9 protein-coding genes, 1 tRNA gene and 1 pseudogene are annotated in these 12848 nt (G+C 40.9%); 10 read left to right on the top strand and 1 reads right to left on the bottom strand.

The genetic code is table 11. The annotated features are described in order from the left end of the window. Positions 1-80 precede the first annotated feature (80 nt). Positions 81-1100 (top strand): ketol-acid reductoisomerase, encoded by a 1020-nt coding sequence (gene ilvC / locus HFM85_RS13410; RefSeq protein WP_173738736.1) that lies wholly within the window; start codon positions 81-83, stop codon positions 1098-1100. 280 nt (positions 1101-1380) lie between these two features. Here the strand turns inward: ilvC and HFM85_RS13405 are convergent, their stop codons facing one another. Next, positions 1381-2274, bottom strand: a complete 894-nt coding sequence (locus HFM85_RS13405; protein ID WP_173738735.1) for a LysR family transcriptional regulator — start codon at positions 2272-2274, stop codon at positions 1381-1383. 124 nt (positions 2275-2398) lie between these two features. Between HFM85_RS13405 and HFM85_RS13400 the strand changes: the two genes are divergently transcribed. From HFM85_RS13400 to HFM85_RS13360, 9 genes and pseudogenes are all read left to right on the top strand, one after another. Beyond that, positions 2399-2472, top strand: a tRNA-Pro gene (locus HFM85_RS13400). Positions 2473-3007: 535 nt separating this feature from the next. Beyond that, positions 3008-4213: a zinc ribbon domain-containing protein gene (locus tag HFM85_RS13395; RefSeq protein ID WP_173738734.1), complete on the top strand. Its 1206-nt coding sequence runs from the start codon at positions 3008-3010 to the stop codon at positions 4211-4213. Positions 4214-4421: 208 nt separating this feature from the next. Next, positions 4422-7499, top strand: a complete 3078-nt coding sequence (locus HFM85_RS13390; RefSeq protein WP_173738733.1) for a fucose pyrophosphorylase domain-containing protein — start codon at positions 4422-4424, stop codon at positions 7497-7499. Positions 7500-7534: 35 nt separating this feature from the next. Continuing rightward, a pseudogene (locus tag HFM85_RS16710) lies at positions 7535-7729 on the top strand (UDP-glucose 6-dehydrogenase); the annotation flags it as partial. 507 nt (positions 7730-8236) lie between these two features. Then, the gene (locus HFM85_RS16795; RefSeq protein WP_408609593.1) at positions 8237-8407 is read left to right on the top strand and encodes a sugar transferase; all 171 of its coding nucleotides are present in this window, start codon (positions 8237-8239) and stop codon (positions 8405-8407) included. Positions 8408-8457: 50 nt separating this feature from the next. Further along, complete coding sequence (locus tag HFM85_RS13375; RefSeq protein ID WP_173738732.1) at positions 8458-9588, top strand: glycosyltransferase family 4 protein; 1131 nt, start codon at positions 8458-8460, stop codon at positions 9586-9588. Between the two features lie 86 nt (positions 9589-9674). Then, positions 9675-10979, top strand: a complete 1305-nt coding sequence (locus HFM85_RS13370) for a glycosyltransferase family protein (RefSeq protein ID WP_173738731.1) — start codon at positions 9675-9677, stop codon at positions 10977-10979. An 11-nt stretch (positions 10980-10990) separates the two neighbouring features. Continuing rightward, positions 10991-11878, top strand: a complete 888-nt coding sequence (locus HFM85_RS13365; RefSeq protein ID WP_173738730.1) for a polysaccharide pyruvyl transferase family protein — start codon at positions 10991-10993, stop codon at positions 11876-11878. Continuing rightward, positions 11878-12846, top strand: a complete 969-nt coding sequence (locus HFM85_RS13360) for an alpha-1,2-fucosyltransferase (RefSeq protein WP_173738729.1) — start codon at positions 11878-11880, stop codon at positions 12844-12846. The genes HFM85_RS13365 and HFM85_RS13360 overlap by 1 nt, the downstream gene beginning before the upstream one ends. Positions 12847-12848: the final 2 nt, after the last annotated feature.

Genomic DNA, 12848 nt, shown 5'->3' with positions numbered 1-12848 from the left:
TGCTAGGAGAGCAGACACTCTCTTAACGATAAATAATTTTTATGAAGAAGATGTGATGAACATCAGAGGAGGAACGCAAAATGGCTAATAAGATTTTTTATCAGGAAGACTGTAATTTGAATTTACTGGATGGTAAAAAAATTGCAATTATTGGATACGGAAGCCAGGGACATGCACATGCTCTGAACTTAAAAGATTCCGGATGCGATGTCATTATTGGTCTGTACGAAGGCAGCAAATCATGGAAGAGAGCTGAAGAGCAGGGCTTTAAGGTATATACAGCAGCAGAGGCTGCTAAACAGGCAGATATCATTATGATCCTTATTAATGATGAGTTACAGGCTAAACTTTACAAAGAGTCCATCGAGCCGAACCTTGAAGAAGGCAATATGCTTATGTTTGCTCATGGTTTCAATATCCATTTCGGATGCATCAAGCCACCGAAGAACATTGATGTAACAATGATCGCTCCTAAGGCACCTGGCCACACAGTAAGAAGTGAGTATCAGGCTGGAAAAGGAACACCTTGTCTTATCGCTGTAGAGCAGGACTATACAGGAAAAGCTCAGGAGCTTGCACTTGCATATGGTCTTGGTATCGGCGGAGCAAGAGCTGGTCTTCTTGAGACAACATTCCGTGTAGAGACAGAGACAGACCTTTTCGGTGAGCAGGCTGTACTTTGTGGTGGTGTTTGTGCACTTATGCAGGCTGGTTTCGAGACACTTGTTGAGGCTGGATATGATCCAAGAAACGCATACTTCGAGTGTATCCATGAGATGAAACTGATCGTTGACCTGATCTATCAGTCAGGATTCGCAGGAATGAGATATTCTATCTCCAACACAGCTGAGTACGGCGATTACATCACAGGACCGAAGATCATCACAGAAGATACAAAGAAAGCTATGAAGAAAGTTCTTTCCGATATCCAGGATGGTACATTCGCAAAAGACTTCTTACTCGACATGTCCGATGCAGGTGCACAGGTTCACTTCAAAGCTATGAGAAAATTAGCTGCTGAGCATCAGTCTGAGAAAGTAGGCGAAGAGATCCGTAAACTCTACAGCTGGAACGGCGAGGACAAACTTATCAACAACTAAGCAAAAATTATTACAAAGTAATAATTTTTGCGCTACTCGAACGAAGCGAAGCGTAGTTTGAGTCATTGTTGAACAATAATTTTTGCGCTACTCGAACGAAGCAAAGCGTAGTTTGAGTCATTGTTGAACAATAATTTTTGCGCTACTCGAACGAAGCAAAGCGTAGTTTGAGTCAATTGCGGACTTTAGAATCCCATCGGATGTTTATATATTGAGCATCCGATGGGATTTTTTTATGATGATTATAAAATTTTTATACAGTTGATGAAAGATTAGTTTATCAGAGATCAGTATTTGCTGCTTCACCAAAAAACGGAGCAATCAGCGGAGAGTCCACATCTTTCTGTCGGCAGACAAATCCAATTTCCCGTGGTGGAAAAGAAAAGCCTACAGGTACCTCAACCAAGGTACCTTCTTCCAGCTCTTTTTCCACAAAATCCCGGATCACACAGGCAACACCAAGACCGATCTCTGCAAACTGGATCAGAAGATCCATAGTTGTTACTTCCAGGATATGGCTTAGTTCTACAAGATGATCTTTCAGCTGTGTGTTCACAGTTTGCCTTGTAATATTATCCTCATCCAGCATCATAAAAGTTGCAGTCTGAAGCAATGGCTCACCGGGGTACAATTTCTTCTGGTTCTGAAGATACTGCTCTGTGCATACAAATGTATCCCGAATCTGAAGAAGAGGCTGAAAAAAATATCCCCGGAGTTTTTGTGGACGACCGATCAGACCGAGATCAATTTTTTCTTCATCCAGAAGCTGCAGGGTCTGATAGGTGGACTGGCAGGAGATGGTAATACGCACATGAGGAAACTGATCTATATAATCTTTCAGATGGGAAAGAAGTACGTATTTGCTCAATGTGGAGCTGGCTCCCAGCCGCAGCTTAGGAATATTTCTGGAACGGTTATGGCGGATTGAATTCTCACCTTCATCCAGAAGCATGAGAGCAGCTTTTACCTTCTCGAAAAGAAGCTCTCCGTCAGGAGTTAAAGTTACACCTCTGGAATTCCGGTTAAAAAGAACAGTATCCAGATTTCGTTCCAGCTTCTGTATAGCCTTGCTGATCGCGGGCTGACTGATATAAAGATCCCTGGAACTATGGGAAATACTGCCTGTGCTGGCAACAGTGTAGAAGATGTGGTAGAGAGAAAGATTTTCCTGCATATGGTACCTCCTGTGACATAGTGAACGAAATAACATAAAACTATTATAACATATCACCCCTAAGATATCGCCAGGAAAAAGTGGTTGCATTTCAAAAGCATTTCTGTTATAATTTCAAATGTTGCGGGGTATGGCGTAGCTTGGTAGCGCGCACGGCTGGGGGCCGTGAGGTCGCAGGTTCAAATCCTGTTGCCCCGATAAAGAGTAAGTTTAATATGGAACAGTAAAAAAGCCTTTCAGAAAGTTAATCTGGGAGGCTTTTTGCATTACCAAGGAAAATGTGAAAACTGTCGCTAAATGTTGTATTAAGCGACAGTTATTTTTTTCGGATTTTTCAAGTTATAAGTCCAAAATTTTGAACTACATGTAATGATAACATTCACTTTTAGCCTTGTCAAGCTATGCAGGCTATGCAGAACAGACCAATTATGACGTTTTTTCTGCTGTTTTGTAAACATTTTTGTATATTATCTTAATCATCTCATCTATGCTCCATCGAAAATGGTCAAAATAAGTGGTCATTTGAATTTCCCGTAAACCTTTAATTTTCAACTAAAACTGCTATCAGAATGGTTTATTCGTGGTCAATAAGCAGTCAATATCATTCTGTATATTTAAAAAATAACACGGATACTATCAGCATTTTTCAGAAGTTCGTCGCTTAATACAACATTAAGCGATAAATAAATAAAATTGGATAAGTTATATAAATAAATACGGAAGGAATATAAAAATGCCATCCACCACAGGCTACAGCATAACCACCAGAAAGCTGCGTCTTTGCTGTGGGCATCCGAACTGGCTTAGGAAGACACAGGAACTCTATAACGAGATCGAGAGCTTTTATTATGATCTGCTTTTGAAAAGAGAGGAATTGTGGGAACTGAGCAGTCAGAAAACCATGCGTGCACTGGAAGTACTTACCATTATGGGACGAGATAAAAAAATCCCGGAGGTACCAATACCCTGGGAAAAGGTTCCTCTGTATTTTCGGCGGGCAGCCATTAACAGTGCTATAGCAGCAGCAAAAAGTCACATATCCAGACAGAGTATCATTCCAGGCAGGAAAGCAGAAAAGCTTCATTCAGCAGTTACCTATTATAAAGGAATGTACAGAGATTTTTCCCATAAGGAAATCACGCTGAAGGTCTGGACAGGTGAAAAATGGCAATGGATGCGCTGCCGTCTTTATGGAGAAATATTTCCGGAACAGGCTGAGCTGATGTCACCGTCAGTAACCTATGAGAAAAAATATCTCATGCTCCATGTACCTGTAAAAGAATTCACAGCAGATACAGCAAGTGTAAAACAGCGTATACAGGAAGGACGCAGGATCTGCGCCATCCAGTTTACAAATGGAGATGCTTTTGCTGTAGGTACTGTATGTGATGGAGCTGGCAAAGAAATTGCTGTGAAATTCTGGAGCGGAGGCAAAGAATATACTCACCGATGTAATCAAATCCAGAAAAAGATCGAGAAAGCCCGAAAGTCTCTTGGTGAAGAGAAGCAGCCGGGAGAAAACAGGAAACACTGGATGCGGCTGAAACATCTGTCTGAATATTATGCCCATGAGGTCAGCGCACAGATCATTAAATTCTGCCTGAAAAATCAGGTATCAATGATCATCCTTCCGAAATATAAAAAGGAATACACGGACTATGTAATGATCGGATCAGGAAACTGGAGCACACTGCATTTAAGCACCGGAATCCGCCGCAATCTGACATACAAAGCCTGGAAAAACGGCATTCTGGTAATCGAGACCTATGCAAAAGGAATATCTGAGACCTGTGCCAGCTGTGGTGCACCGATCGTATCAGTAAACCGCAAAGCCGATGAATATATCTGCCGGAACGGTCACAGGGGAAGCAGAAGTCTGAACAGTGCCAGGAATTTAAGCCGTAAATGTATTCAGCAATTGGGAAAACAGGTGGTATAACCACTGTTTTATAGAAGCGCAAGCACAACTCAGCAGCTGCTACAGGCAGCTCCTGACAGGTTGAATACCGCCTGTCGTGTCTTTCCGGTAAAGGGAAGAGTCGGCAAAGAATTTCTGCAGAAGTTACGGCGCAGGCCGTGACAGCAGATAAGAGTATTCAAAGTTATGAAAAAAAGAAAGTATGAAAAAGCAAAGGATAAGGAAAGCAATGAAGACAGAATACAAGAAACTGAAAAATCTTTTTCTGCGCCAGAGTTGTCAGGACGCATGGGAGGACTATGCGCGGAGCATCCGCAAAGTTAATTTTCCCAGGTGGGACTATGTGATCCTGACTTCATCAAACGAAGAGCAGGCCAGATCCTTCCGCAGCCAGATTGCAGACAGACTGGAACAGGGCGTACTGCCTGGATGGACAAAATACTTCGTATTGCCGGATCCGGAAGGAAAACGTGTAGGTTCCGGAGGAGCAACATTAAATGTACTCCGATTTCTTTCCGAAGAAGAAGGACTCCATGGAGATTTCCATAACAAAAGAATCCTGGTGATCCATTCCGGCGGGGACAGCAAAAGAGTGCCGCAGTATTCTGTATGCGGAAAGCTTTTTTCCCCAGTACCAAGAGAACTTCCGGATGGAAGAGGTTCCACACTGTTTGATGAATTTCTAATCAGCATGGCAGGCGTTCCGGCCAGATTTAAAGAGGGAATGCTGGTGCTTTCCGGAGATGTGCTCCTCCTTTTTAATCCTTTACAGATAGATGCCCAGTTCCGCGGAGCTGCGGCAATCTCCATGAAATCCCCGATCGAAGTAGGCGTGGATCATGGAGTGTTTTTAAACGATGGAAATGACCACGTAAAAATGTTTCTGCACAAGCAGCCGGAAGAAACGCTTCGTAAACTGGGAGCTGTGAACGGACAGGATTGCGTGGATCTTGATACAGGGGCTGTACTTCTGGATGCCGAAATCCTTGGCGCGCTTTTTAATCTGATCGCGGATAAAACAGGCAAAAATACGGACCCCGATAAAGATGAAACTTTTGTAAATGAGAAAGCAAGAGTCAGTTTTTACGGAGATTTTCTGTATCCACTGGCTGCAGATTCCACATTTGAACAATATCAGAAAGAAAAACCGGAAGGTGAATTCTGCGAAGAGCTTTTTTCCTGCAGGGAAAAAATCTGGGAAGCATTAAGTCCGTATCAGATGAAGCTGATCTGCCTTTCACCGGCTGAATTTATCCATTTTGGAACAACAAGAGAACTTCGAGCTCTGATGACAGAAGAAGTGGCAGACTACGAATTTCTGGATTGGAAAAAACATGTGTTTACAAATGCCGGCAACTGTGCAGGAGCTTTGCATACAGCGCTGATCGCACCGGAAACAGAAGTTGAGGAAGGAACCTACATTGAGGATAGCTGCCTGGAAGGTAGATCCCATATTGGAAAAGGGGCAGTGGTATCAGGACTTTTTCTTAAGGATATTTGTGTGCCGGAAAATACGGTGTTCCATGGTGTAAAGCTGAGAGATGAAGCTGAAGAGCTTTGCGGTGCACAGGCAGGCAGATGTGTGATCCGAACATACGGCGTGGTGGATAATCCGAAAAAAACACTGGAAGAAAAAGGCAGCTTTCTGAAAGGAAACCTTGACAGTTTTCTCAGAGAGAACTCCCTGACTGTAAAAGATGTGTGGACAGGAGAAAATCATGCTCTCTGGAATGCAAAGCTGTATCCTGTATGCCGGACATTCCAGGAAGCAGCAGAAGCAGGAAGGCTTCTTGTAAAAATGAGCGAAGGACAGGCAGATCCGGCGCAGGTTCAGAACTGGAAGAAACAGACCAGACTAAGCCTGGAAGAATCATTCCGTTATGGAAACACTGAAAACATCCTTTCCTGGAAAAAAGATCTGGAAGCCCGTATCCTTGTAGCACTTTTTCTGGAAGAAATTAAAAAAGGCGGACATTACATCCCTGCCTTGAAGATCTTCGGAGAAAAAGAAATCAGGGAGCGGCATTATCAGCTTCTGATGGAAGCGGCAGAAAAGGCAGATTTTTTCCAGAGGATAAGAATTCTGTATGCAGTGTCACGTTCCATGAAATTCACGAAAAAGTGTTTTGCAGGAAAAACTTACGACATGCTGGAACAGGAGTGTTTTTCCCAGATACAGAAAGAAATCGCATCTCAGACGCAGCTGGATGGAAAAGGTAACTATCAGATTGCAAAGGAGCATGTAAAAGTAAATCTTCCGGTACGAGTAAACTGGGGCGGCGGCTGGTCAGACACACCACCATACTGCAATGAACACGGTGGAACTGTTCTTAATGCAGCAATTCGGTTAAGAGGCTGTGAACCAATTGAAGTAGAAATCCGGAGGATCCCGGAATTACATATTGAGCTGGCAAGCACAGATACCGGTGCTTACGGAACAGCAGAAACAGCAGAAGAAATCCAGGATTGTCATAATCCATACGATCCTTTTGCACTGCACAAGGCAGCTATTATCGCCTGTGGAATCCTTCCGCTGGAAGAAAAAGCAGACCTGAAAAAGGTTCTGGAAAAAATGGGAGGCGGATTTTATCTGTCCACCTGTGTTAAGGGTGTGCCAAAAGGCTCCGGTCTTGGAACAAGCAGCATTCTTGCAGGTGCCTGTGTCAAAGCTTTTGCAGAATTTCTGGGAGAAAACTGGGATGACAGCCAGATCTACGACACAGTCTTGAATCTTGAGCAGATCATGAGTACAGGCGGCGGCTGGCAGGATCAGGTCGGCGGTCTGACTCCTGGAATCAAATTTATCACATCCAGACCAGGAATCCGCCAGCATCTCAAAGTAGAAAAAGTGGAAATTTCCGAAAAGACAAAACAGGAGCTGCAGGAACGATTTGCACTGATCTATACAGGCCAGCGGCGCCTGGCCAGAAACCTGCTCCGAGAAGTAGTAGGAAACTATATCGGAGGCCGGAAAGAATCCCTGGAAGCTTTGGACGAGATGCAAAAAGTAGCAGCTTTGATGAAATTTGCCTTGGAAAAAGAAGACATCGACGAATTCGCAAATCTTCTGAACCAGCACTGGGAAATCTCCAAAAAACTGGATGCAGGCTCCACTAACACCTGTATCGATCAGATCTTCGGCGTATGCGAAGACCTCATCGACGGAAAATTTATCTCCGGAGCCGGAGGAGGCGGCTTCCTGCAGGTAGTGCTGAAAAAAGGCGTTACACAGGAGATGCTGCATAAGAGACTGAGAGATGTGTTCCAGGATTCCGGAGTGGATGTCTGGGATGTGGAGTTTGTGTGAGGGACACGGATTTTATATTTAGATATAAATGAAATCTGAGCCAGCATCATCAGGTGACAGCAGTGGATATAGTTCCGGAAAAAGCAGAGATGATCAACAATCGCAAATCTCCAATCCAGGATGATTATATTGAGAAATATCTTGCAGAAAAAGATCTGAATCTGACGGCAACGCTGGATGCAGAAGCTGCATATCGGGATGCCGATTTTGTAGTAATTGTAGCACCTACCATGTCTACCTCAAACATTCAGTGGCGGCATGATGGTCTACGGTGGCGTATAAAACTCATGCAAAATACCCTGCTGCGAGCCTGTTTTATTGCAGAGCAAGAGATGGTGATGATACCTTCATTTTTCCGAAGAATTAAGAGTGGAAAGCCAACGTGCAAAAAAGTCCAAAATCTATTTTTCCGAATAAATTTATTGCAGACAGTAAGTGGACATGATAACTGCATTTTTCTGGAGAATTAGAGGTGGTGAGGGGTAGATGATTGTTCATGTTGCAATAAGGAAATGATATGAACTTGTACAGTTTTAACAAAGTAAGTTGGATTACGGGTTATGACAATAAGGGTCAGCACTTTGAAAAATGGAGAAGTGCGACAGCGAGTTATGACAATAAGAGTCAGCACTTTGTTGGTGAGCTGGTATGAAGGTGTCTACCTTAAAGATTCAGTTGAGGAAAAATAGGTGAGTAGCCCATGACAGTACGGCGAGTACGAGAAATAGCGCCTGCATGTGACTCCCAGCCTGAGCTGCTACTGGCAAATTGCCCAGCATCGTAATGACCTCACCTTTGAAGAATGGATGGATCTGGATGTGAAATATGTCAAGGAGCGTAGCTTCTGGGTGGACTGGAAAATCATTTTTAAGACCTTCAAGGTGTGTTTACTGGGGCATGGAGAGTAAAAGGCTTACATAGATTTGCGGAAAGAAAAAAGACGAGGAGTATTTGAGGGATGAGGAAAAATAAAATCAGGGTATTGCATGTGGCGCAGGCCGCAGGTGGCGTAGATCGCTATATCCGAATGCTTCTCAAGTATTTGGACAAGGAGAAGTTTGAGAATATATTGGTTTGCTCACAGGATTATTATGCGGAAGATTATAAAGGTTTGGTAGATTTCTTTGAACAGATTGAGATGAGCAGAGCCATTGGAGGTAACGACTTAAAGGCAATCGGACAAGTTCGGAAACTGATAAAAAAATATACCCCTGATATCGTTTATGCGCATTCCAGTAAAGCTGGTGCAATCGCTCGTGTGGCAAATATTGGTCTGAAGAATCACTGTGTATACAACCCACATGGGTGGGCATTTAATATGCGTTGTTCAAATAAGAAGAAAACAATGTATGCTGCAATTGAAAAATTAGCTGCACCATTCTGTGATAAGATTATTTGCATTTCAGATGCAGAAAAACAGTCTGCGTTGGATAAGAGCATATGCAAAGCAGGCAAATTGCAGGTTATTTTTAATGGTGTGGATGTAGATGCTTACAAAGCTGGGGCACATGGAGTAGTTAAAAGAGCAGACTTGGGTATTCCAGATGATGCTTTTGTCGTTGGCATGGTTGGGCGTGTAAGTCCTCAAAAAGCGCCAGATGTTTTTATTAGGATGGCAAAGCTTGTGAATGATAAAATTCCAAACGCATATTTTATCATTGTGGGAAACGGTATGTTGGAAAACGAAATCAGAGAATATGCAGAGGAGCAAGGATTTTCTGAAAGGTTACATATTACTGGTTGGGTAGATGATCCTATGAGCTATGTCGAACTTTTTGACGTTGGATGTTTGCTGAGTCGCTGGGAAGGATTTGGTCTTGCACTTCCGGAATATATGATGGCAGGAAAGCCAATTGTGGCTACCAGTGTAGATGCTATTCCCAATATCATTAAGGATGGCGAGAATGGTCTACTTGTTAATGTTGATGATGTGGATGGCGCAAGCAAGGCAGTAAACAGAATTTTTGATGACTCCGTGCTAAGAAGAAAGTTGATTGAGCATGGATATAGCGACGTTGAATCAAGATTTGATGCAAAGCGTGTATCAGTTGAGCATCAGACTGTGTTTGAGAGCCTTTATAATAAATAATTAGATTTTAAGTATACTGTATATCGAAAAAAAACATGAAAGATAGATGATTAAGGTAGCGAAGAAGTGAGTGTAGGAGTGGGATAATGTCAGAGGAAAAAATAAGGGTACTGGTTGTTTCATATCTACCATGGAGAAATGATGTCAGTGTAGGAAATACACTGTCCAATATCTTTGACGGAATGCAAGATAAAATAGAATTTTCTAACATCTATTTCAAAGGTGGAAAGCCGCAGAACAATGTGGCTCAAAAATATTTTTACATTCCAGAGAAAGAATTGGCAAAGAGCATTTTAACAAGGAAGAGCGTTGGACGAAAGGTATCTTTGGATAGTGTATCAAATAATAATGTGACAGAGAATAACGGTGCCTATAATAAGGCGCGTCAATTGCGATGGGAGTCATTGCTTTTGGCTCAGGATATGATTGGTATTTGGGGCAAGTGGCATTCAAAAGAACTTGATTCATTTGTTGAAGAAATAAAACCGCAGCTGATTTTCGGACCATTAGGTAGGGTTCCTGCGTCAAACATTTTAATGTCATATCTTCACGATAAATATTCGATTCCAGTTATTGCATATGCTTGGGATGACCACTATTCGCTACACAAACAGGCTGTATCTCCCTTTTTCTGGGGAAAAACATTCTTGGAAAGAAAGTATATAAGAAAATGCGCGCAGAGAAGCGAATTCCTATACACCATTACAGAAGAGATGAGGGAAGAGTACAGCCAGTATTTTGACAAGAAATGCAAGGTTTTGTATAAGGCATATGATTTTAGTGGAGATCCTGAAATAAAATCCGAAGTAAAATATCCGATATCCATTATATATATGGGAAATGTCGGTGCAGGGCGTTGGAAAGAACTTGGAAAAGTTGCACAAGCAGTAAAGGCTATAAACAAAAACGAAAGAAAGTGCCTTTTAAGAATACATACAATGTCACCACACACGGATGAAATGGAGAAGGCACTCAATATTGAGAATGCTTCAGCTCTTTTGGAGCCGGTTCCTACGGCAGACGTATTGAAAACTATGCATAGTGCTGATATTTTGCTCCATGTTGAACCAACGGGAAAGAAAGAATGCAATTTTTTCAGGTTGTCTTTTTCGACAAAAATTGTGGATTATCTTTATAATGCTCGATGCATAGTTGCAGTTGGAGGACACACAGCAGCTATGTCGTATCTGAAAAAAAACGATGCAGCTGTTGTGACAGAAGATGAGGGTAGAATACAAGAAGAACTTGAAAAGCTGATTGATAACCCTAAGAAAATAGAAGAATACGCTTATAAGAGCTGGGAATGTGGAAAAAGAAATCATCAGAAAAAAACAATACAAGATATGATTTATTCGGATTTTATGCAGGCAGTGAATAAGGAAAATATGTAGTAGAGGTAAGAATGAGAACAGATAAATTAAATTTAGCAATAAAAAAGGCGATGGGAGAATCATCGAAAAAAGTTTTGACGAAATTATTGTTTCCGTTCAGAAACAATTTTATCTTGTTTAATATTTCAAATCGAGCAAAAAATGAACAAGTGAATCTAGATTATTGGGACGAGTCAAATAATCTAGGAGATACTTTGTCCCCTGTTGTTGTCAACTATATGCTTGGCTTAAAAAAAATAAAACCGGATGTAAGAATTGATGAGAAAAAACATCTATATGCAATTGGCAGTGTGCTCACAGCAGGAATTCAAGATGCCACTGTTTGGGGCAGCGGTGTCCTTAATGCAAAACTGACATATAGATTGGAAAAGAGAAAATTGGATGTTCGAGCGGTTCGAGGACCGGTTACACGTGCAATTTTGATGGACTATGGATATAGTGTTCCAGAGGTCTATGGAGATCCTGCAATCATAATGCCAGAAATTTATAAGGCAGTTCCTTTAAAAAATAGAAAAAAATATGGTCTAATAACACATAAGGACTATGTTCTTAATGAAAAATATGAGGAGAACAAGATTGCACGATTAAACATATGTACTGATGATTATCAAGATTTCCTTAATCAATTAGTAAGCGTAGATGTTGTAATATCCTCAAGTTTGCATGGCATTATTTTAGCAGAGGCATATGGGGTTCCGGCGGTTTTATTGAAACCCCAGATAGATATTGTTAAATATTATGATTACTATTATAGTACGGGAAGAATTAATTTCCCTATGGCGGATTCAATAGAGCAGGCGATACAAATTAAACCTGTGGAATTGCCTGAGTTGGATACTATAAGGGAAAAATTAAAAAAGAGTTTTCCATACGATATATACGGAGAGGAACAAAATTAATGATTAGTTTGATTATAAAAGATGGGCTTGGAAATCAGCTCTTTCAATATGCATATGCAAGATATTTACAATATTTATATGAACAAGAGGGACAAAAAGAAAAAATTGCAATTAATTCATACTATATTGATCATTTTGATTTTAGAAAAGCATCTCTCCATAATTTCGTTCTAAACGATGATGTTGAGTTCATGAAAAAAAAGAAACAAAAAAATGATATGGAGATTTTTAAAATAAGAACATTATTAGCTAATGGATTTGATATTATACCTTGGAAAATACTTAAGACTTCCAAACCACTCGGAGAGGAAAAATTCATTAAGCGTTCTAAACATGGTGTGTATTATACATATAGATCTCAAACGGAGTTCAAGACCCTTCTTGCACGAAAAAAGAATAAATATGTTTTTGGCTTTTTTCAAGGGGAGGCAAACTTTGCTCCCATTAAAGAGATTATAGGAACAGAATTTGAGATAAAGACTGCACCAAGTAAAGAAAATGCTGATATGCTTAGAAGAATAGGCTGCACAGAATCAGTTTGTTTACATATTCGTCGCGGAGACTATTTGGATCCAAGATGGAAGAATCTCCAGATTTGTACTTTTGAATACTACAATAATGCAATTAATGAAATGTTGAAAAAAACAGTAAATCCAACCTTCTATATTTTTTCAAATACGCATGATGACCTTGCGTGGATCAAGGGTAATTATCATTTTACGAATAACATTGATAATAGAAAGTTGAATTTTGTGTATGTTGATCTTGGAAACCCCGACTACGAAGAACTTAGATTGATGAAATCTTGCAAGCATTTTATTATTTCAAATAGTACTTTTAGCTGGTGGGCGGCTTATTTATCAGCCTATAAAGATAAAATTGTTCTGACACCTGAAAGATGGAATTTATCGCTTGAAAATGATGTGTCCATATATTTGGATAATTGGATTAGAATTCCAACGAAATAGTT

The organism is Blautia schinkii, assembly GCF_013304825.1.
GTDB lineage: Bacteria > Bacillota > Clostridia > Lachnospirales > Lachnospiraceae > Blautia_A > Blautia_A schinkii_B.
Note: the sequence above shows the minus strand (reverse complement) of the source record. Positions and strands in the feature narration are given on the sequence as shown.

Excerpts from the sequence above, each read along its gene's own strand:
- HFM85_RS13375 (WP_173738732.1), top strand. The coding sequence starts at position 8,458 with ATGAGGAAAAATAAAATCAGGGTATTGCATGTGGCGCAGGCCGCAGGT.
- HFM85_RS13390 (WP_173738733.1), top strand. The coding sequence starts at position 4,422 with ATGAAGACAGAATACAAGAAACTGAAAAATCTTTTTCTGCGCCAGAGT.
- HFM85_RS13360 (WP_173738729.1), top strand. The coding sequence starts at position 11,878 with ATGATTAGTTTGATTATAAAAGATGGGCTTGGAAATCAGCTCTTTCAA.
- ilvC (WP_173738736.1), top strand. The coding sequence starts at position 81 with ATGGCTAATAAGATTTTTTATCAGGAAGACTGTAATTTGAATTTACTG.
- HFM85_RS13365 (WP_173738730.1), top strand. The coding sequence starts at position 10,991 with ATGAGAACAGATAAATTAAATTTAGCAATAAAAAAGGCGATGGGAGAA.
- HFM85_RS13370 (WP_173738731.1), top strand. The coding sequence starts at position 9,675 with ATGTCAGAGGAAAAAATAAGGGTACTGGTTGTTTCATATCTACCATGG.
- HFM85_RS13395 (WP_173738734.1), top strand. The coding sequence starts at position 3,008 with ATGCCATCCACCACAGGCTACAGCATAACCACCAGAAAGCTGCGTCTT.
- HFM85_RS13405 (WP_173738735.1), bottom strand. The coding sequence starts at position 2,274 with ATGCAGGAAAATCTTTCTCTCTACCACATCTTCTACACTGTTGCCAGC.